Here is a 19,342-nt window from a genome sequence, read left to right as displayed (position 1 = left end):
GCTGGAGTGCGCGTCCTGGCTGGGCGGCTGCACCGCTGGGCAGGCTTGGCAACGGCGTTGTTTCTCGCTGCGGCGGGCCTTACGGGCAGCGTGCTCGCTTTCAAGAACGAGCTCGAGGCCCTGCTCAACCCGCAGCTGTTTCAGGTCGCAGTGCCGCACGGTTCAGACACGGTTCGCAGCCTGCAGGACCCGTTCGTGCTGCGCGAGCAGTTGCAGCAGCGTTACCCCGCGGCACGGGCAGACTACCTGGGCTTTCCGCAGCCGGGTCACTCGCTGATGTTCTTCCTCATGCCGCGGCCCCACGCCATCTCGGGCGATCCCATCGTGCCCACGCGGGATCAGGTTTTTGTCGACCCGTACACCGGAGCGGTACTGGGCGACCGGCAATGGGGTGTGTTGTGGTCCGAAGGCCGATGGCACGCCGAAAACCTCGTGCCCTTCGTCTGGCGCCTGCACGAGGCATTGGCCCTGCCGCATCCGTGGGGCAAGTGGTTCATGGGCGCCGTCGCGCTCGTGTGGACGCTCGACTGCTTCACAGGCCTGTGGCTGACCTTGCCTCGGGGCCAGCCATTTCTGCGCAAATGGCGTCCGGCATGGGGCATCAAGCGCGGTGCCTCCGCCTACCGCTTCACACTGGACCTGCACCGTGCATTCGGCTTGTGGCTGTGGGTTGCATTGCTCGTGTTCGCCTGGTCCAGTGTCATGCTCAACCTGCGCGAGGCTGTCTACCGCCCGGTGATGTCGACCGCTTTTTCTTTCCAGGACGAAGCGCGGCAGCGGCCGCCCCGCCTGCCAGCGCCGCGGTGGGAGCCCCGGCTGGACTGGCGCGTGGCGCATGCCCGCGCGCGCGACAGCCTGCAGTCCCTGGCATCGAGCCAGGGGTTCCAGGTGCTGCGTGAGGACAGCCTGTGGTACCGACCCGCCCAGGGTGCCTACCTGTACCGCACACGCACTAGCTGGGACCTGCGCGACGAAGTGGGCCGCTCCGATCTCTGGATCGACGGGGACACCGGGGCGGTGCTGCTCACGAACTTCGAGGGCCGGGGACTGGGAGGCGACCAGGTATCGGCCTGGCTGCGCGTGTTGCATACCGGAGAAATCGGGGGCCTGGCCTACCGCATTGCCGTGGGCTTGGTGGGTGTCGTGGTCGCCATGCTCAGCGTGACCGGCATCATGGTCTGGGCCCGCAAGCGCCGTGCAAGGGCGCACCGCCGCGCTGATTGACCAGCGTTGGCAGAACGATCACGCGGCCGGCACCGCCTGCAGCGCGGTCGGCGCAATCTCGCCATGCTGCGCCAGCAGTTTTCCTATGCCCGGCTTCGCACAGCGCTGCAACGCCATCAGCAGCGCATGGCCTGGCTCGGCCACGCGCCACTGCGTGCGCAGGTCGTGCTGGATGCGCGCCAGCAGCGCGGCGGCCATCTCGGCATCGGCGAGCGCGCGGTGGGCCTGGCCGGTGCGCGGCAGGCCGTGGTAGTCCACCAGCGTCCCGAGCTTGTGGCTGGGCGCCTGGGGATACAGGCGGCGCGACAGCAGCACCGTGCAGGCAAACGGGTGCGGTGCGGCCACGCCGGCGAGTGCCAATTCGGCCTGCCAGAACTTGCTGTCGAACGCCGCGTTGTGCGCCACCATCGGTGCATCCCCCACAAACCGCGCCGCGTCGGCCATGACGCCTGCAGCATCGGGCGCGGCGTTCACCATGGCGTTGGTGATGCCGGTCAGTTGCGTGATGAATGCCGGAATCCACGCGCCCGTCTTCATCAGGCTCTGAAAGCGGTCCACCACCTGGCCTTTTTCCAGCAGCACGATGGCGACTTCGGTCGCGCGTGCGCCCTGGCCGGGCGAGACGCCGGTGGTTTCAAAGTCGATGACGGCGATGGGGGGCATGGGTGTGGATGCGAAAAAGAAGGATTGTGCCGCCGTGTTTGCCGCAGGTCCCGCCAGCCGGTGCGTGCTGTGTGCCCACCCCCGCGTGTCTGGAGTGCGGCTTTATGCAGAGCCCGGCGCGGCGCCATGTAATCGCCTGTCATCGCCATTCCGATCTCGCCTGCCTACATTGGCTTTCCGGGCCTGGCACGTCGCCGGGCTTCCCTCAACTTCCAGGAGATCCTCTATGCCTACTACCGTCAACATCGCCCAAGACGACTCTAAGGAGATTGATCTCGGCAATTCCACCGGCATGCACATTGCCGCCCCTGGCGCCCAGGCCAGAGTGCATGTCGACTATCTGCCCGCCGGCTCAAAAACCTACAGCAGCGCCATCAAGGCATCAGCCGGTTATGGCAATCCGTTTAACGTCTCTGCTGGCGGAACCAAGGACGTTCTCAAGACAGATCTGGAATCCGAGCATGTCAGGGTCGGCGCCCGGAATGCCAACATCACCGTGACCTATTGAGGCAGCCCGTCGCCAAGACGCGGCGCGGACTCTCGCACCCGGGGCGTGTGCCCCGATGTCAACCTTGGGCCGCAAGCCGCTGCTCCAGAAAGAACCGCAGCATCTCGCCCGTGGCATCCACCCCGCGCGGGTCGGTGTGGCTGCCCTGCGCGTTGCCACCGGCCCAGGCGTGGCCTGCGCCATGCAACACCCAGTGCTCTGCCACCACGGGGCCTGCGTTGACGGACTCACCGCCAGCGGCCGCCGCGCGGCTGTGCACCGCCCGCGTGTAGCGCTGTCCGCTGCCCGACTGCCCTTGCTGCACGGTTTTGTGCAGCACTGCAGCGCCGCCAGCCACGGCGCCCAGTGCGGCTTGCACCACCTGTTCGCCGTTGCGCGCGCTGACCGTGGGGTCTGCATCGCCATGGAAGACGATCACCGGGGTGACTGGCTGGCCCGGTGCCGCCACAGGCGTGCCGCGGGGGTGGGGCTTGGCGCCCGTCTTCATGGCCGACAGTGCGCCCATCACGTTGTGCGCGGCGCCGGCCGAGAGGCCCGAGTGCACGCCCACGGCGGCAAACACGTCCGGGTACTCGCGGCCCAGCAAGGCGGCCATGGCGCCGCCGGCGGACAGGCCTGCCACGTAGACGCGCTGGGCATCCACCGGGTGGCGTGCCATCACGTCGCGCACCATGGCCACCAGCAGCGCGGGCTCGCCGCTGCCGCGGCGCTGGTCTTCGGGGCGGAACCAGTTCCAGCAGCCGTTGGGGTTGGCGCTGTTCGGCTGCGCGGGGTACAGCACCAGTGCGTTGGCGGGCGCGGCAGCGTGGTTCATGCCGGTGCCGGTGGCAAAGTCCGTGGGGTTTTGCGTACAGCCATGCAGCATCAGCACCAGGGGCATGGGCGTGCCGGTGGCCGCGCCGGGCGGCACGTACAGGTGGTAGTGGTGCAGGTTGTGCGGCGCGCCGGGGTGGCTGAAGGCCACGCGGGTAAAGCTGCCCGGTGCCTCGGCGCTGGCGGAGTTGCCCGCCGGTTCAGCCTTTGAGGGGCCCGAGAGCGTTGCAAAGGGCGCAGTGGATAGAGCGCTGGCTGGGCTGGCTTGCCCGGTGCTCGCGCTCTGGCGGCCTGTGTGGTCGGTGGCGGCGCGGCCCTCGCCGGGGCGGGTCTCTCGCTCGATAACCACGGCGTCTTCCACATCCTGCGCCACGCCGGTGCGCCACGGCGTGGCGGTGCGAAAGCTGGCACCGGGCGCTGGCGGCTGCCCCGCGGTGGTGCTGGGGGCGGGGGCATTCGGTGTGCCGGGGGTACCTTGCGCCGCGGCAGGCGCCGTCGCTGGTTGGCCCAGCGCCTGTTGAATGGCCCGGGTGGCATCCGCCAGATGGCCGGTGCGCACCAGTTGGGTGGCTTCACCCATCAGTTGCTTGAGTTTGTGGTTCCAGTCCATCGGGGTTCCTTGGGGTTGTGGGGTGGGCGGCGCTGCCGTCAGTGGATGCGCCCGGCCAGCGCCGCCTTGACGGCGGTGCTGGCATGAAAGGCACCCAGCACCGTGACGGAGGCGATGGTGGCCTCCGCCAGCGGGGCGGGTACGTCGTTATCGATGCTGACAAGGCCCAGCACGCGGATCTCCAGCACCTGCCCTGCCGCCTGCACGGCTTCCAGCTCGGCGCGGCCGAATCGCTGCAGACCGAGCACAAGCATCTTGCGGGCCACCACCTGCCGCACGGCGTCGCCCTGGGCAGTCAGCTGGTTGCGGATGGCCGTGCGGATGAAGTCCGTGCGGTTGGCATAAAAGCCTTCGGACACCAGCAGGTCGATGTGGCCCAGGTCCACGAACCCCAGGTTGATGGTGATTTTTTCCGAATCAGGGACTTTGCCGCGCACGGCCACAGGTGCAGGTGGGGTGGATGCCATGGTACTCTCGGTTGCTGAGTTGCCATCCATATGGATGTTTATTGGATGGTGTATGGATGTCAATTGGATGGCTTCGACATCTTTTCAAGAGCTCGTCCCCAAATAAAAAAAGAGCCCGGAGGCTCTTTTCGTAGCGGGCCATGGAAACCCGGATGTGGAGCGCTGCGCGGCGCCGCCTCAGCCCGCGCCGCGGCTACCGCCGCCACCGGTGCTGCCAGCGGAGCCCCGGCGCGATTGCACCTGGTTGCCGCTGCCGATGTGGGCGTCGCGGTCGTGGCGGCTCTCGGGGGAGCGGCGGCCCTGGTTCAGCTGCGTGGCGGGTTTGTCGCCGGTGCTGTTGTGGGCCAGGGCAACCTTGCCGGAGCCTTCGTTGTCCTGGGTGGTGCGGTCGGCATCGGTACTGATATCGCCGTCTTCACGGCGGTTTTCTTTGCTGCTCATTAAAGCCTCCTGGTGGGGTGGATGATGTTGAAGCAGGGTTGGCGCGCCGGCATGCGGCAGCGCCGGCGGATCAGGACAGGGTCAGTTCCTTGTGCTCGCCCAGCTCGCGCGGAGGCTCGCCGGTGACGGCCGCCTTGGCCATCTTGAACAGCTGGACCATCTTGCTTTCCTTGACGTCCCAGTACTCGGCGTGGCGGATGCGCACGGCCAGCAGGGCCAGGTCGGCATCGGTGTAGCCGCCCGGGAACCAGGCCTTGGCCATGGGCGACCACAGCGCTTCCTTTTGTGCCAGGTCGTCGATGAAGCGGGCCTGGCCCGACAGCGAGACATAGCTGTCGTCGCCTGGGTCGGCGTACGACACGTTGACTTCGCCATCGGTCAGCAGGCGCTCGTACAGCTCGCCGGACTTGGAGATGAAGAAGTACAGCTCGTTGTGCTCATCGATGCTGCGGTTTTGCGTGGTCAGGGGGTGTGCATGCAGCATGCCCGACGCGGTGCGGTGGGTGAGCATCCCGAAGCGGATGTCCTTGATGAGTTTCCACAGGGTGTCGTGGGCGGGTGTGCTGTTGCTAGGCATGAAAGGGCTCCAGTGCGATGAGGTATGAAGCGACTGTCCGCCCGTTGGCGTGTGCCCGGCGTCGTCTGCCTGCCCGCCTGTGCGTGGGCGCTTGTCTGACATGCGCCGCAGCACCGCGTCACCGCCGCGCGGTGTACTTCACGATGGTCACTGCAGCCGCGTAATCCACGCTCTCAAGACTCTGCAGCATCCACTGCAGCGCCTGGTCTGCGCGGGTGCCCCCGGTCCCGCCGCCGATGATCGGAAACGCCACCGACCCGAAGCCATGCTGCTGAACCAACGCCATGGCCGACAGCACGGACTGCTGGATGGAGCGCTGCGACGACACCCACCACAGGCTGATGCCCGCCACGTGGATGATGCCCTGGTGGGGCAGCCGGCCTGCCCCCGTCAGCACGGCACCGCCCAGCGGTATGGGGCCATGGCGGGCCAGTTCACGAAACGGCTGGTACCCAGCCCGCCGCTTGATCGCGCCCGAGACGCCCTGCGGCAGCAGCAACCACCACGGGATGATGTTGCGGTTCCAGGCGTTGACGATCACGTCGGCGTGCTGGTCCAGCAGGTCGCCCTCCACCACCTTCACTGCCGCGGTGCTGCGTTGCACAGGGGCTCACGCCTTCTTCAGAAACTCGGACTTCAGCAGCATGCTGCCCAGGTCCGTCTTGCAGTCCACGTTGTGGCCGTCGGCGCCGTCCACCAGGCGGATGCTCTTGATCTTGGTGCCCTTCTTGAGCGTCGATGACGAGCCCTTCACCTTGAGGTCCTTCACCAGGATCACCGCATCACCGTCGGCCAAGGGGTTGCCGTTGGCATCGCGCACGGTTGCGTCGCCCGCGTCCGCAGCCTCTTCGTCGGTGGCTGCAGCGGCCTGGGGCCACTCCAGCCCGCAGTCGGGGCACACGTACAGGCTGGCGTCGGGGTAGGTGTTCTCCTGGCCGCATTGGGGGCAGGCGGGGGTGGTGTGGGGCATCGGGGTGTCAGGTCAGGGAATCGGTGGATGGTCGTCGGGGCCGTTGGCGCTACAGCGGCGCACGCTGCTGCAGTGCAAAGGGCGGCAGGCCCTTGAGCAGGCGCTGGCCGTAGCTCGTACGCATCAGGCGCTTGTCGTAGCAGTACACGTGGGCCTGGTCGTCTTCGGTGCGGATGGCGCGTCCCACCCATTGCGCCAGGCGGATGGCGGTGGCGGGCACCACCAGTTCGCTGAACGGGTCGCGCCCCACGGCGCGCAGCCACTCGGCACGGGCTTCGCCCACGGGGTCGTCGGGCGGGGCGAACGGCAGCTTGGTGATGAACACCGACTCGCACAGCCGCCCGGGCAAATCCAGCCCTTCACCGAAGGACTGCATGCCGAAGATGACCGAGGGCTCGCCGTTCTCCACCCGCTCGCGGTGGCGCTTGAGCAGCTGCGTACGCGGCAGCGCGTTCTGCACCAGCACCACGCTGCGCATGGCGGTGGGCAGCGCATCCACGGCCTGGCGCATCTGTTCGCGCGAGGTGAACAGCACCAGCGCGCCGTATTCCACGCGGGCGATGTCGTGCAGCAGCGCATCGACCATCTCGGCCGTGAACTGCGCGGCGTTCTTGGGGTCGGCGCGCGTCTCGGCCGCGATCAGCGTGCCCTGCGCGGCGTAGTTGAAGGGGCTCGGCACCTCCAGCGTGGTCGTGGTCTCGTCGCCGTGCAGGCCCGCTTCGCGCAGGAAGAAGTCGAAATTGCCGCAGCTGTTGAGCGTGGCCGACGTGAGCACCGCGCCGCGCACCGCGTTCCACAGGTGGTTGCGCAGCGTGGTGCCCGGCAGGATGGGGCTGGCGTGCCCCTTGACCACGATGAAGTCGCCGTCGACCTCCAGCGTGAACCACTTGGCGGCCGGCACGAAGCTGCGGTCGGCGCCCGGCGGAGCATCCTGCAGCAGCAGCTGCGCGGTGGCGTGCAGCTCTTCCAGCCGCGGCGCGAGCATGCCGATCTGCGCGTACAGCGTGGACAGGCGCTTGGCCTCTTCCGGCTTGTCGCGCATCTCGGCCCGCAGGGCCTTGCTGATGGCGCGCAGGGCCTCGAGAAACCCGTCGGCGCTGGCGGCCAGCAGGCCCAGCGGTGCGATGAGCGGCTCGGGCAGCTCGCCGCGCGGCACCCGCACGCGCGCCGGGCCCCAGGTGTCCTTCTGGCTCTTGAGCGCCGCGCCGTACACGTCCATCACGATGCGCGCCAGGTCCTGCAGCGTCTGGCGCAGCTGCGCCGCGTGGCGCGGGATGTCGGCAATCTCTTCGACCTCCAGCAGCGCACCGATGCGCAGGCCCCGGCTGGAGAGGCGGTCGATCCAGGTCAGGCGCGACATGTCCATGCTGCACGCGAACTGCTGCAGCGCTGTGGCGGGCAGGTGGTGGGCTTCGTCCAGCACCAGCAGGCAGTTGTCCAGCTCGGGCAGCACGCGCGCGCCCAGCGACGACAGCAGCAGGTCGTGGTTGGCCACGATGACTTGTGCGCCCACCAGCTCCTTGCGCTTGTCGTAGTAGGTGCACTGGCTGAACGCGGGGCAGTGCTTGCCGGTGCACGATGCGCCCTCTGCCGCCACGGGGCTCCACACCTCGGGCTCGGGCGGGGTCTCCAGGCTGTCGCGGTCGCCGTCCCACGCGCCCTTGGCCAGGGTCTGCGCCATGGCACCGTAGAACTGGATGCGCGCCTCGGTCTCCTGCCGCGGGCGCTTGGCGCGGGCGGCGGCTTCTTCTTCGGCAAACAGATCGTCGTCGTCGGATTCGTCCTCGGCCTCGCCCGTGCCCGCAAGGCGGTCGAGCTTGAGCTTGCACACATAGCGCCCGCGCCCCTTGGCCAGCGCGAACTTGAAGGGCTGGGGCATGAGCGCGGCCAGCGCGGGCAGGTCCTTGTTGACCAACTGCTCCTGCAGCGCCACGGTGGCGGTGGAGATCAGCACCCGCGTGCCGCGCGACAGCGCCAGTGCAATGGCGGGGGCGCAGTAGGCCAGCGACTTGCCCACGCCCGTGCCGGCCTGGATCACCGCGATGGCGCGCGTGGGCGCGGCGGCGTCGCCGTCTTCGCTGTCCACCTTGCCCAGCGTGGCGGAGCTGAATGTGTGCGCCACCTGCTCGGCCATGCGCCGCTGGCCGGTGCGGCTGCGAAAACCCGGCGTGGCCTGCACCACCGCATCGAACGATTCAAGGGCCTGCGCGGCCCACACCTGTTGAGACATACAGTAGTGTCGCATGCCGCGCGGGCCGCAGATCGGTCACCGCCCCGCGCCGGGTGGGCGCACCCGCCTACATGGGCGCGCGATTGCGCTGCATAGCATGGTGCATCGGCCTCTCAGGCCGCCCCGTCGCAGCGCGACGCCCACCAGTATCCGGAGGCTCCATGGCCCAATCCCCCAGCCAAGAAAAAGACGTCACCCCATCCGCCCCCGTGCCGGCCCGCACCGAGCGCCGCACGAACACCACCAACCCGACAGAGCAGCCCGGCAGCGGCCCTGAAGACCTGGGTGGCCCGGAAGCCCGCCTGCCCCACGAACGCGACCAGTCCACCGACATGACCGATGGCGAACGCCACCCGGAGATCGAGCAGGCGTACAAGGATGTCAAACGCGGGCTGCAGGACACGGACCGCGGGGTGCCTGCGCACAACGCATACCAGAAGCAGAAATAGAAATAGCGCGGTGGGGTACCGCTTTGCTTCACATTTGATAGCTGGTGGCGGTGCACACAAGCGGGCAGGCCACTTTCTGAGTGCCAGAACATGCCGCCCGGATGTGCTCCGGTCTTCCAGAGCGCCCTCCCTTCAAGGCCTGTTTTCACAGGCGCTTCTGCGTTGCTCTGTTATCGATAAACCACTGCCCTACATGTCCGTACGCCACCTCCAGCGACGCGAGCACGCCGTGGCAGCGTGCTGCGATGTCGTCCGCAGGGTGCTTGAGGTCGGGCACGACCACCACTGCCACGCCCGCCGCCTGCGCTGCACGCGCCCCGTTCTCGCTGTCTTCGAAAGCCAGGCACTGCGCCGGGTCCACGCCCAGCCGCGCTGCGGCCAGCCGGTAAAGCGCCGGGTCGGGCTTGCCGCGCTCCACCTCGTTGCCGCCCGCCAGCGCCTGGAAGTGGTGCAACACACCCACGCGCGCGAGGCGGTGCTCGATCTCATCGCGGCGTGAAGACGAAGCCACTGCGCACGGCACTCCGGCATCGCGCAGAGTTTGCAGCAGCACGGCGGCACCCGGCTTGATGGGAAACAGCGGCTCGCTGTCGGTGTCTGCGAGCCGTGTGGCGACCTCGCGCAGCACCTGTTCGAACATCCGCCGCCCTCCCAGCATCGCAGTCAGCAGGGCGTCCGAATCCGGCGACGCGCGACCCACGACCTGCAGGTAGTCCGCCTCCGCCAGTACGCAGTTCAACGTTTTTGCCGCATCGATCCAGGCGCGAAGGGTCACGCGCTCGGAGTCGATGAGCAGGCCGTCCATGTCGAAAATGGCGGCTCGGAAACGGGGTGCGCGTTGTGGTTCAGTCATTGAACTGCGTTGCTCCGCAGTGGGCAGCCATTTTGGATAGCCGTAGTGGATACCACGGGCATGCACTCTGTACTTCTACGCTGTCGCCATCTTGGATGTTGATACCCCTTCCTCGCGGCCAGTGCGGCCAATGTGCGGCACTCCAGCCGGCTCGGCATGCCATACCGAAGGTTCTAGCCCATGCGCGAAGGAAGTGTTTCAAGCGGCACGCCGTCGCGTGCTCTCGCGATGAAATGGAGGGCTTGTTTTGATCGGTCGAAGAACAGCTTGCGCCCATCATCCAATACGACGAGAAATCCCTGCGAAATGTTGTTGAAGGACTCTTTGGAGTACCCCGCACCCCATTGGTTGGTGCCGACGACAGCGGCGATGGTGCCGAGCGAATTGTCAAGGTCCGTCAGGGACACCCGATCGCCAACCTGAATGTCAGTTCCGTCAGCGTAGTGGCAATCAGACGCCGGAGCCGGGGGTGGGCTGCTGGGTAAAAATGCCGGAAGTACACCCAACAGCAGCGTGCCGATAAAAAGTGCCCAGGGACCCAGGAAGAGTGTTCCGAGCAGGCCTTTATCGCTCAAGCAGATCAGCGCAATCAAAGCGCCCAAACAACCGACCGTAATACCCCACGCGCCCGCTTTCCCTCGCAAAGCCATGACCACACCAGTCGCGGCCAACCCCAGCATGGGCAACCCCCACAGTTCCCACAAGACGCTGCCTCCGAAGCCGGGGCCTCCGGCCGCCAGCAATGAGCTCGGAAGCGACAGAAAAATGGATGCTATCGCAGCCCCAACAGTTGGCCTGATCCCGTTGACACAGGCCGTGGGCTGACGGGCAAGAAGCAATGGTTCTCTCCGATCCTTCATCATTTCGGCCTCCGCCGGTGCCTGGATGGGAGGCACATAGTTTTGGGCGGATTATGCGTTCTTCAAGCGCGCGCACTGCATGCTGGTGGCGAACCTCGGCGAATGGTGGAGACGACCGTCGAACAATGCTGCGTCTGCACTAACCCCGCTCCCGCAGCGCCCGCTCGATCCGATCCCGCTTTACCGTCGTCTTGGGCACCTTGAACGGGAACCACATGCGCACGTCCTCTTCCACCCCGATGCCGTGCATGTAGTTGTAGATCGCCTTCTTGAGGCCCGCGCCCAGCGCATCGTGGTCCACGCCCGTGGGGTCGATGAAGGCCACGTCGTTCTTCGCAAAGTCGCCCGGCGGCAAAGGTGCCAGCGTCACGCCGTACTCTTCGGGGTTCTTGCCGACGGGTGAGTGCACCGTGCACGCAAAGCGGTGGAAGAACCCGCTCTGGATGCAGCCGTTGGCGAACAGCTGGCGCACGTATTCGAGCGCGTCCACCGTGTCCTGCACGGTCTGCGTCGGAAAGCCGTACATCAGGTACGCATGCACCAGGATGCCCGCGTCGGTGAACGCCTTGGTCACGCGCGCCACCTGGTCCACCGACACGCCTTTTTTCATCAGTTGCAGCAGCCGGTCGGACGCGACTTCCAGCCCGCCCGATATCGCGATGCAGCCGCTGTCGGCCATCAGCTCGGCCAAGTCGGGCGTGAAGGTTTTCTCGAACCGCACATTGCCCCACCAGCTGATGCCGGCGTTGCGCGCGATCAGCTCGGTCGCCAGGGCCTTGAGCGCCTTGGGCGGCGCGGCTTCGTCCACGAAGTGAAAGCCCGTCTGGCCCGTCTCGCGCACTATTGATTCGATGCGGTCGGCCAGCACCTCGGCGCTCGCGCCCTCGTAGCGGCTGATGTAGTCCAGGCTCACGTCGCAGAAGCTGCACTTCTTCCAGTAGCAGCCGTGCGCCACGGTGAGCTTGTTCCAGCGCCCGTCGCTCCACAGCCGGTGCATGGGGTTGAGCATGTCCAGCAGCGACAGATAACGGTCCAGCGGCAGGCCGTCCCAGGTGGGTGTGCCCACCTCGGCAAAGGCCACGTCGGCTTCCATCATGTTGATGTACTGCACCGCGCCATCGCCGCCCTCGCCGTCGTTGCGCACGAAGGTGCGCACCAGGCGCTGGCGGCCGCGCTGGCCCTGCAGGTGCTCCAGCAGCGCCAGCAGCGGGCGTTCGCCCGCGTCCAGCGTCACGTAGTCCACATGGTCGAACACGCGCGGGTCGGCCAGCTCGCGCAGCTCGGTGTTCACAAAGCCGCCGCCCAGCACCGTGGCGATGTGCGGCCAGCGGGCCTTGACGGCCTGCGCGATGCGAAACGCCGCGTACACGGACCCTGGAAACGGTACCGACAGCAGCACCACCGTGGGCTGGTGGCGCTCGATGGCCTCGTGCGTGAGCTGCACCAGCAGGTCGTCCACCAGCGTGGGCGGCGCGGCCAGCGCCGTGGCCAGCGGGTCGAACGTGGGCTGGCTGCCCGCCAGCGACTCGGCGTAGCGCACGAACTCGAAGCGCTCGTCCACCGCGTCGCGCAGCACATCGGCCAGGTCGTTCAGGTACAGCGTGGCCAGGTGCTTGGCCTTGTCGTGCAGTCCCAGAGCGCCGAACGCCCAGCCCAGCGGGTCGCCGCCTTCGTCGTCCACATAGACGTCCAGCGTCGCGAAGCGCGGCCCCTCGGGCAGGTAGTGCCGCCCGGCAATGCGGTGCGCCAGCGTGCTGTCGCGGCCCTGCAAAAAGGCAATGGCCGGGCCGATGGTCGCCAGGTACCGGTCCTGCTGCGCGGCAAACGACTGCACGGCGGGGCTGCGCTGTTTGGCAGGTAGGGCCGCCACGCGCGCCGCCACGTCCTTCAGGCCGTCGGGCGACAGCAGCCGCAGCACCAGGGCCAGCGCCAGGTCTTCCTGGAACGCGGTGATGCCGCGCGAGCGCAGAAAGCCCGTGAGGTACGCGGTGGACGGATAGGGCGTGTTCAGCTGCGTCATCGGCGGGATGACGGCGAGCACGCGCGTGGTGGTGGGGGAGAGGGCGGCGGCAGGCATGGTGGGGGCCGCCATGGGGCGGATGCCGATTATCGGCGCAGGCGAAAGACATTGGCTGGGTGCACACATCGCTATGCGATCGCGGAACGGGCTGCCCAGCGGCAAACGCTGGCTGGTGCGGGCATCGTGATGCGTGCGGACCCGCGGGGCGCCTGGGCGGCGGGACCCTGTCCGTCCGGTGGCTAGGTCCCCATCGCGGTGCCGCCCGCAAGGTAGTTGTTCTTCACCCGCACATAGTGCTCGGCCGAGTATTTGAGGTACGCGATCTCAGCCTCGGTCAGCGCGCGCTGGCGCACCGCGGGCCGGCCGATGTAGAGGTAGCCGCTTTCCAGCACCTTGCCGGGCGAGACTAGGCTGCCAGCACCCAACATCACGCGGTCTTCGATCACCGTGTCGTCCATGACGATCGAGCCCATGCCGATCAGGCACTCGTCGCCGATGCGGCAGCCGTGCAGGATGACCGAATGGCCGATGGTCACGTAGTTGCCGATGACGAGCGGCGAGCCCTCGGGCTTGGCTGGATTGCGGTGCGACACGTGGCCCATGGTCAGGTCCTGCACATTGCTGCATTCGCCCACCACGATGCGGTTCACGTCGCCGCGCAGCACCGCGTTGCACCACACCGAGCTGTCGCGGCCCAGGGTGACATCGCCGATGACCTGGGCGGAGTCGTGCACGAAGACGCCGGTATCGACGGTGGGGAAGGTATCGAGGTAGGGGGCGAGGGGCATGGCGGCGCTGCGGGTGAGTGGATGAAGAGACCGGTGGAGCGGCGAGCGTAACGGCTCGCGGTTTCAAAAAGGCAGGATCAAGGCGCCATCAAAACGGCTTCAAACGGCTGCAGCGCCCTGGCGCGGTACCGCATAGAAGCCCAGGAACATGTCCACCGCATCGCCCAGTACCTGCTGCTGCTCGGGCGCGGTGAGCGGTGCGCCGCCCATGGCCAGTTGGGGCCAGAAGGCGAACGACTTGACCATGCCGTGCAGCTGGTGGGCGGCGTACTGCGGGTCCACGCCCGCGCGCAGTGCGCCGTCCTGCTGGGCGGCGCGAATCCAGCGGGGCAGGCCCTCCTCCTTCTCGGACAGGCGCGCCACCATGGCCCGGGCGCGCTCGGGGGTGTGCATCATCTCGGCCATCGCCATGCGCGACAGGTCGATGAAGCTCGCGTCGTTCAGCAGCTCCATCTTCTGGTCCAGCACCGCCAGCAACTGTGCGCGCAGCGGCTGGTGCGCGTCGTAGGCCACGTCGGGCAGCGAATGGCTGCGGTCCCACAGGTGGTCCAGGATGGCGCCGAACAGCTCGTCCTTGCTGGGAAAGTGGTTGTACACCGTGCGCTTGGACACCTCGGCCGCCGCGGCCACGCGGTCCATGCTGGTGCCGTTGAAACCATGTTCGCGGAACTCGCCGATGGCGGCCTGCACGATGGCCTCGCGCTTGCGGTCGGTCAGGCGGGTGGGGGCAATCACTGTGGCAGGCTCGGTCATGGCCCCATTTTACACCGGGGAGTTTACTTTTTATAAAAGTGAACTACACTGTGCAGTGCACTTTTCGGAAAAAGCACTTATGCTTCGCCGCATTCCACCAATTCCCCGCATCTTCCTCATCCTTACCGTCGTCACCGCCATGGCCTACAGCATCCTTTCCTGCACCTCCCTGCCGGCAACATCGTATGAACAGTCGCCCCAACAGGTGGACGGCAAGTTCCGCAACGCCGCGCCGCGCCAGGCGCCGGGTTTTGCCAAGACGATGGGCATCATGTGGCGCTTCATGACCGACAAGCCCGCCGATGCGGTGCCCGCAAAGCCGCCCCAGGTGCTGCCGCTCACGCAGACCGACCTGCTGGCCGCGCCGGACCTGAGCCTGTGGCGCCTGGGCCACTCGACCATGCTGCTCAAGCTGCAGGGCCAGTTCTGGCTGACCGACCCGGTGTTCTCCGAGCGTGCCTCGCCGTTTTCCTTCATGGGCCCCAAGCGCTTCCATGCGCCGCCGATTGCCATCGACGAGCTGCCGCCCATCACCGGCGTGGTGCTGTCGCACGACCACTACGACCACCTGGACCACGCGGCCATCCTGCAGCTGGCCCCCAAGGTCGCGCACTTCGTCACGCCGCTGGGCGTGGGCGACCGCCTCATCGCCTGGGGCGTGCCGGCGGCCAAGGTGCAGCAGTTCGACTGGTGGCAAGGCACCACCATCGCCGGCGTGAAGCTGGTAGCCACGCCCGCGCAACACTTCTCGGGCCGCACGCTGTCCGACGGCAACCGCACGCTGTGGGCGTCGTGGGTGATGGAGGCAGGCGAAGGCACCGATGCGACGCGCATCTTCTTCAGCGGCGACACGGGCTACTTCGACGGCTTCAAGGCCATCGGCGAGCGCTTCGGCCCGTTCGACCTGACCATGATCGAAACCGGCGCCTACGATGCCCAATGGCCCGACGTTCACATGCAGCCCGAGGAAAGCCTGCAGGCCCACCTGGACGTGAAGGGCCACCATTTGATGCCCATCCACAACGGCACGTTCGATCTGGCGATGCACGTGTGGACCGACCCGTTCGACCGCATCACCGCACTGGCCGACAAGGCGGGCGTCCCGCTGGTGGCGCCCGTGATGGGGGAGCGGCTGGATATTCGGCGGCCTGCGCTGTCGAAGCAGTGGTGGCGCGGGGCGGCGGTGGACGCAGGCGCGGGCACTGCAGCGCGGTAGCGCGGTAGCGGGTTAACTGCGGTACTGCGATGGCTGGGCCTGGCAACCGCCCGTGGGTGTCAGGCGCCCGGTACCGGGTCGCTGATGTCGCCCTGTCGCCGTCCGTCCTTGAAGAACTGCACGTTGGGAGGCAGACCATCCTGAAGGGTGATCAGCCCGAACTGGCGCTGGGCTGTCACAGGAATGTTGGCTGGGAAAAACCCGGCGAGCAACGGTGGAGCGAAATCCACTGCCGCCCCGGAGGCGATGTACTCGTGCAGCTGGCGCCCACCCTTTTCCGTCCATGTGGCCTTGCGATCAATCTCGTGGATGTCTCCGCTGAGCACGCGCACGTCATACGTTTCGGCCAACGCCAACAGCCACCTCAGGTCTTCGGGATAGTGCTTCCAGCCGTTGATCTCCCAGCCGTTGATGGTCGAACCGCTGGCCACCAGATGCCGCGCGTTCGGATAGTCGGCCATGCGCGCCTGCATCGTGGCTTTTTGCTGGGTGCCCAACAGCGTCGGCCCGTCGCGCCACGAGCGCCCGTCCGTCAGGTGCAGCACCACCGACCCGGCAAACAGCACCTGGCAGCGGTAGCCAGGCATGGCGTCGTTGAAGCGCACTTGCCCTCGCGGCACGCCGATGTTCTTGAGCACCCGCGGGTCCATCGCGGTGACTGGGAACGGCGCAACACCCGCCAATGCGTCGCGCCAGCACTGAAACAGATTGCTGGAGTAGACCGCGTGCTCCAAGTGGCTCAAGGCCTGCTGTTGACGCGCGTCGTTCCACAGGAAGTCGTGGTCATCCCAGATCGCGTAAGTGGCCAGTCCGTCTTGCTGCAGCAGTGTCCGAAACTCGGGCACTGCCAGTTGCTTGCGGTACAGGCGGTGCACATGCGCCGCAAAATCGCTTGGGTTCAGCAATGCGGGTTCGGTGACCATGCCGTCGGGTCCTTTGGGCCAGGGGCAATCGATGTAGATCGAGTCGCCCAGCAACACCAGCACGTCGGGCTTGTGCCAGCCTATGTCTTCCCAGACGGGCTGGCGTGCGGAAAAAACCTCGGTCGACATGCACGAGGTGAACGCGATTTTCTTCAAAGTGGTCATGCCGTCTTTCTGCGGGTGTGTGGCGGGGTGGACGACACGTTTGTATGCGGCGCGCGCACGTGTGGCAAGGACAAAGCTGCCACCACCCGGGCCGCGGCCACGATCTCGGCCTCGCTGTAGCCCGCATAGCCGAACAGCCAGCCGCGCCGGGTCGACTCCATCGCGTAGCGCGACAGGGGCGCCAGCATCACCCCGGCGGTGAGCGCGCTGCGGCTCAGGGCTTCGTCGTTGCTGCCGGGCGCGCTTTCCAGCAGCAGGTGCATGCCCCGGTCGCTGGGCGCCAGTTGCAGTGCGCCGCCGCTGGCATCGGCCAGGGCATCAATCAGCACCTGCTGGCGATGCTGGTACAGCTCGCGCATCTGGCGCAGGTGGCGCAGCAGGTGGCCTTCGGCGATGAAGCGCGCCAGCACCGCCTGGGCGTCGCCCGGCGCGTGCCGGTCGGTGATGGCGCGGGCCATGGCAAAGGCTTCCACCAGCGCGGGCGGCACGACCACGAAGCCCAGGCGCAGCCCGGGGTGCAGGGTCTTGGAGAACGTGCCCACGTACAACACCCGCTCCGAGCCCGGCAGGCTGCACAGGGCGGGCACGCGCTGGGCCTTGCCATCGTGCTTGCCGTACTGGAATTCGCCGTCGTAGTCGTCCTCCACCACCCAGGCGTCGTGCGTGCGGGCCCACTGCAGCAGGGCCTGGCGCCGCGCCAGGTGCATGCACACGCCGGTGGGGAACTGGTGCGTGGGCGTGACCACGGCCATGCGCGCACCGGGCCACTGCGCGGCGCCCTCGGCGATGCGCAGGCCCTGCGCATCCAGCGCAACGGGCCGCGCCAGCACGCCGTGACCCAGCAGGCTGGCGCGGATGCCGGGGTAGCCGGGGTCTTCCACCAGCACCTCGTCGCCCGCGTCCAGCAGCAGCCGGGCGATCAGATCGATGCCCTGCTGCGAGCCCGAGCACACCACCACCTGCGCCGCATCGCAGCGGATGCCGCGCGACGCCCACAGCCACAGCGCAATGGCCTGGCGCAGTTGGGGGTCGCCCGCAGGGTCCAGGTACTGCGCGCGGGCGCTGCGCTGGCCGGGGCTGGCCTGGCGGGCCAGGCGGTCCCACAGCGCGAACGGAAAGGTGTCCACCTCGGGTGCGCCGATGCGGAACGCCCGCGCCGCCACATGCGGCGGCCGCCAGCGCGCCGCCGTCTCTGCGATGAGCTGCCCGCGCTTCGACAGCCCGCGCGGCGGCGCCACCAGGCCTTGCGTGGGCGCCGTACCCGCGGCCTGCGACACATAGGTGCCGTCGCCCACACGGGCCTCCACATACCCTTCGGCCTGCAGGCGCTGCACGGCCCACAGCACGGTGTTGCGCGACACGCCCAGGCCGGCCGCATGCTCGCGCGACGGTGGCAGGCGCGTGCCTGCGGGCAGCCGCCCTTGCTCGATGGCGCCGCGCAGCTGCTCGTACACCTGCTGGCGCAGCAGGCCCGGGCGAGCGCTGGATGTACCAGCGGGGGCGGTGGGCGTCTTGGGATTGGCTCTGGCAACCGGCATGAATTGGCCCCTTGGTTGTGGCAATGCCGCCATAAACTGAAGAACCATTTTAGAAACCATCCGGGCTGCCTGCGAGGCCCGGACCCACAAGAAAGATCCTATGGCCGAGCACACCGCCACCATCGCCTGGTCCCGTGGCAGCGACGACTTTCTGGACAAGCGCTACCACCGCGCGCACAGCTGGCAGTTCGATGGCGGCGCCGTGGTGGCCGGCTCGTCGTCGCCGCATGTGGTGCCGCTGCCCTACTCCGACGCCGCGGCCGTGGACCCGGAAGAAGCCTATGTGGCCGCGCTGTCGAGCTGCCACATGCTGTGGTTCCTGGACTTCGCCTGCCGCGCAGGCTGGCGCGTGGACAGCTACACCGATGCGGCCGTGGGCACCATGGCCAAGGACGCGCAGGGCCGCCTGGTGGTCTCGCACGTGCTGCTGCGGCCCGTCACACGCTTTGATGCCGCGCACGCACCGACCGCAGAGGTGCTGGCCGACCTGCACCACCAGGCGCACGCGGCATGCTTTTTGGCCAATTCGGTCAAGACGCAGATCGACTGCGCGCCCGTGCTGGAAGTTGAAGGGGAAGGAGCCTGACATGACCATCGCCAACCGCCAGTTCCAGGTGACCGACGCCGCCGTCCTGCAAGGCCTGGTGCGGGACCAGCCCCTGGCTACCCTGGTCGTGTCGCACGAGGGCGCCCTGCACGTCAACCACGTGCCGCTGTACCTGGACCCCACGCGCGGCCCGCACGGCACGCTGGTGGGCCACGTGGGCCGTGGCAACGGCGTGTGGCCGCTGCTGCCGCAGCACGCGGTGGCCGTGTTCCACGGCGCGCAGGCGTATGTGTCGCCGTCGTGGTACCCGTCCAAGGCCATCGACGGAAAGCAGGTGCCCACCTGGAACTACGCCACGGTGCATGCTCACGGCACGTTGAGCGCCATAGACGGCAACCCCGAGCGCCTGCGCGCCATCCTGCACACCCTGACCGAGGCGCATGAATCGCACCGCCCGCACCCCTGGCACGTGGACGCCGCGCCCGCCGACTACCTGCAGAAATTGCTGGGCGCCATCGTGGGCGTGGAGCTGGCGGTGGAGCGCTGGGAAGGCATCTGGAAGGTGAGCCAGAACCGCACGGACACGGACCGCGCCGGCGTCGTCGAGGGGCTGACGGCGGAAGGCACGCCGCAAGCGCTGGCCATGGCGGCGCTGGTGGAACGAGGGCCTGGCATCTAGCCACTGTTTGCTATGCCATTCATAGCTCTTGGCGCTTGATAGGCAAGC

General features: G+C 67.6%; 21 protein-coding genes. 6 read left to right on the top strand and 15 right to left on the bottom strand.

The window, feature by feature from the left end; translation table 11 throughout:
• The first annotated feature begins 6 nt into the window (after positions 1-6).
• Positions 7-1,224: a PepSY domain-containing protein gene (locus tag ASF16_RS20405; RefSeq protein WP_235507457.1), complete on the top strand. Its 1,218-nt coding sequence runs from the start codon at positions 7-9 to the stop codon at positions 1,222-1,224.
• 18 nt (positions 1,225-1,242) lie between these two features.
• Here the strand turns inward: ASF16_RS20405 and ASF16_RS20400 are convergent, their stop codons facing one another.
• Complete coding sequence (locus tag ASF16_RS20400; protein WP_056171557.1) at positions 1,243-1,887, bottom strand: PolC-type DNA polymerase III; 645 nt, start codon at positions 1,885-1,887, stop codon at positions 1,243-1,245.
• A 226-nt stretch (positions 1,888-2,113) separates the two neighbouring features.
• Between ASF16_RS20400 and ASF16_RS20395 the strand changes: the two genes are divergently transcribed.
• Positions 2,114-2,395, top strand: coding sequence for a hypothetical protein (locus ASF16_RS20395; protein ID WP_056171556.1), 282 nt, complete (start codon positions 2,114-2,116; stop codon positions 2,393-2,395).
• 58 nt (positions 2,396-2,453) lie between these two features.
• Here ASF16_RS20395 and ASF16_RS20390 read toward each other — a convergent pair whose 3' ends face one another.
• The 7 genes from ASF16_RS20390 to dinG all read right to left on the bottom strand — a co-directional run bounded on the left by ASF16_RS20390 (position 2,454) and on the right by dinG (position 8,503).
• Positions 2,454-3,818: a PHB depolymerase family esterase gene (locus ASF16_RS20390; RefSeq protein ID WP_056171555.1), complete on the bottom strand. Its 1,365-nt coding sequence runs from the start codon at positions 3,816-3,818 to the stop codon at positions 2,454-2,456.
• A gap of 38 nt (positions 3,819-3,856) precedes the next feature.
• Positions 3,857-4,285, bottom strand: coding sequence for a hypothetical protein (locus ASF16_RS20385; protein ID WP_056171770.1), 429 nt, complete (start codon positions 4,283-4,285; stop codon positions 3,857-3,859).
• A gap of 177 nt (positions 4,286-4,462) precedes the next feature.
• Positions 4,463-4,726, bottom strand: a complete 264-nt coding sequence (locus ASF16_RS20380; RefSeq protein ID WP_235507456.1) for a hypothetical protein — start codon at positions 4,724-4,726, stop codon at positions 4,463-4,465.
• A gap of 70 nt (positions 4,727-4,796) precedes the next feature.
• The gene (locus ASF16_RS20375; protein WP_056171553.1) at positions 4,797-5,303 is read right to left on the bottom strand and encodes a pyridoxamine 5'-phosphate oxidase family protein; all 507 of its coding nucleotides are present in this window, start codon (positions 5,301-5,303) and stop codon (positions 4,797-4,799) included.
• Between the two features lie 118 nt (positions 5,304-5,421).
• The gene (locus tag ASF16_RS20370; protein WP_200926941.1) at positions 5,422-5,907 is read right to left on the bottom strand and encodes a macro domain-containing protein; all 486 of its coding nucleotides are present in this window, start codon (positions 5,905-5,907) and stop codon (positions 5,422-5,424) included.
• Between the two features lie 6 nt (positions 5,908-5,913).
• Positions 5,914-6,273, bottom strand: coding sequence for a zinc ribbon domain-containing protein YjdM (locus tag ASF16_RS20365; RefSeq protein ID WP_056171551.1), 360 nt, complete (start codon positions 6,271-6,273; stop codon positions 5,914-5,916).
• 49 nt (positions 6,274-6,322) lie between these two features.
• Entirely contained in the window at positions 6,323-8,503 is a 2,181-nt protein-coding gene (gene dinG, locus ASF16_RS20360) for an ATP-dependent DNA helicase DinG (RefSeq protein WP_056171550.1), read from the bottom strand.
• Positions 8,504-8,664: 161 nt separating this feature from the next.
• On the opposite strand from dinG, the gene ASF16_RS20355 reads away from it, so the two are divergent.
• A complete protein-coding gene (locus ASF16_RS20355; RefSeq protein ID WP_056171548.1) occupies positions 8,665-8,952 on the top strand; it encodes a hypothetical protein in 288 nt (95 codons plus the stop codon).
• 145 nt (positions 8,953-9,097) lie between these two features.
• Here the strand turns inward: ASF16_RS20355 and ASF16_RS20350 are convergent, their stop codons facing one another.
• The 5 genes from ASF16_RS20350 to ASF16_RS20330 all read right to left on the bottom strand — a co-directional run bounded on the left by ASF16_RS20350 (position 9,098) and on the right by ASF16_RS20330 (position 14,226).
• Entirely contained in the window at positions 9,098-9,805 is a 708-nt protein-coding gene (locus ASF16_RS20350) for an HAD family phosphatase (protein WP_056171546.1), read from the bottom strand.
• 173 nt (positions 9,806-9,978) lie between these two features.
• Positions 9,979-10,644, bottom strand: a complete 666-nt coding sequence (locus ASF16_RS20345; protein WP_156370406.1) for a hypothetical protein — start codon at positions 10,642-10,644, stop codon at positions 9,979-9,981.
• A 160-nt stretch (positions 10,645-10,804) separates the two neighbouring features.
• Positions 10,805-12,685, bottom strand: a complete 1,881-nt coding sequence (locus tag ASF16_RS20340; protein ID WP_056171763.1) for a radical SAM protein — start codon at positions 12,683-12,685, stop codon at positions 10,805-10,807.
• A gap of 239 nt (positions 12,686-12,924) precedes the next feature.
• Positions 12,925-13,473 carry a gamma carbonic anhydrase family protein gene (locus ASF16_RS20335; RefSeq protein ID WP_056171542.1) on the bottom strand — a complete coding sequence of 183 codons (549 nt, stop codon included), beginning with the start codon at positions 13,471-13,473 and terminating at the stop codon, positions 12,925-12,927.
• A gap of 99 nt (positions 13,474-13,572) precedes the next feature.
• On the bottom strand, positions 13,573-14,226 hold the full coding sequence (locus ASF16_RS20330; RefSeq protein WP_056171540.1) for a TetR/AcrR family transcriptional regulator: 654 nt from the start codon (positions 14,224-14,226) through the stop codon (positions 13,573-13,575).
• Positions 14,227-14,365: 139 nt separating this feature from the next.
• Between ASF16_RS20330 and ASF16_RS20325 the strand changes: the two genes are divergently transcribed.
• Positions 14,366-15,442: an MBL fold metallo-hydrolase gene (locus tag ASF16_RS20325; RefSeq protein WP_056171538.1), complete on the top strand. Its 1,077-nt coding sequence runs from the start codon at positions 14,366-14,368 to the stop codon at positions 15,440-15,442.
• A 59-nt stretch (positions 15,443-15,501) separates the two neighbouring features.
• On the opposite strand, the gene ASF16_RS20320 is transcribed toward ASF16_RS20325, so the two are convergent.
• The gene (locus tag ASF16_RS20320; RefSeq protein ID WP_156372148.1) at positions 15,502-16,365 is read right to left on the bottom strand and encodes a hypothetical protein; all 864 of its coding nucleotides are present in this window, start codon (positions 16,363-16,365) and stop codon (positions 15,502-15,504) included.
• A gap of 161 nt (positions 16,366-16,526) precedes the next feature.
• Entirely contained in the window at positions 16,527-18,068 is a 1,542-nt protein-coding gene (locus ASF16_RS20315; protein WP_235507455.1) for a PLP-dependent aminotransferase family protein, read from the bottom strand.
• A 100-nt stretch (positions 18,069-18,168) separates the two neighbouring features.
• On the opposite strand from ASF16_RS20315, the gene ASF16_RS20310 reads away from it, so the two are divergent.
• Both ASF16_RS20310 and ASF16_RS20305 read left to right on the top strand, forming a co-directional pair.
• Positions 18,169-18,654 (top strand): OsmC family protein, encoded by a 486-nt coding sequence (locus tag ASF16_RS20310; RefSeq protein ID WP_056171534.1) that lies wholly within the window; start codon positions 18,169-18,171, stop codon positions 18,652-18,654.
• Between the two features lies 1 nt (position 18,655).
• The gene (locus ASF16_RS20305) at positions 18,656-19,294 is read left to right on the top strand and encodes an FMN-binding negative transcriptional regulator (protein ID WP_056171533.1); all 639 of its coding nucleotides are present in this window, start codon (positions 18,656-18,658) and stop codon (positions 19,292-19,294) included.
• The last annotated feature ends 48 nt before the right edge of the window (positions 19,295-19,342 follow it).

Source organism: Acidovorax sp. Leaf78 (assembly GCF_001422735.1).
In the GTDB taxonomy this organism is placed as follows: Bacteria; Pseudomonadota; Gammaproteobacteria; order Burkholderiales; family Burkholderiaceae_C; genus Acidovorax.
The sequence above is the reverse complement of the archived record's forward strand: the minus strand, read 5'-3'. Positions and strand labels throughout refer to the sequence as shown.